1 protein-coding gene is annotated in these 486 nt (G+C 66.9%); it reads left to right on the forward strand.

From position 1 onward, the window contains the following. Positions 1–206 precede the first annotated feature (206 nt). On the forward strand, positions 207–486 hold a 280-nt coding region (locus FLP08_RS16895; protein ID WP_500681177.1), incomplete at its 3' end, for an aldose epimerase family protein.

Consider the following 486-nt stretch of genomic DNA (forward strand, 5'->3'; position numbering starts at 1 on the left):
GCCGACATCGTCGGGGTGGAAGTCATCACCCTCGACGATGCGCCGAAAGGCTATGGCGAGTTCGACGCCGGGGTGCCGAAGAAATTCGTCATCGACCCACACAACCTGTTCCGCGCGGCCTGAACCTCCGGCAACAACCGACGCGGCCCACGGGCCGCGTCGTCGTTGGCGCTATCCAGGGGAACTGCCGGCGATAAAATGGATCGGTGATACTGCTGCCATCCATTCGCCTCCCGGAGACCGCCATGAACACCGATAGCCCGATCAACCGCGTCGAACAGGTACAGGTCGACGACCTGGCCTGCTGGCGCATCCACACCGCCCATGGCGAGGCGCTGATCACCCAGCAGGGCGCGCAACTGCTCAGCTACCAGCCCCACGAACAGCCGCCGCTGGTCTGGCTCAGCGACGAGGCCGGCTACCGGCGCGGGCAGTCGGTACGCGGCGGGGTGCCGGTGTGCTGGCCGTGGTTCGGTCCGCTGGAGC

The organism is Christiangramia aestuarii, assembly GCF_009735585.1.
GTDB lineage: Bacteria > Bacteroidota > Bacteroidia > Flavobacteriales > Flavobacteriaceae > Christiangramia > Christiangramia aestuarii.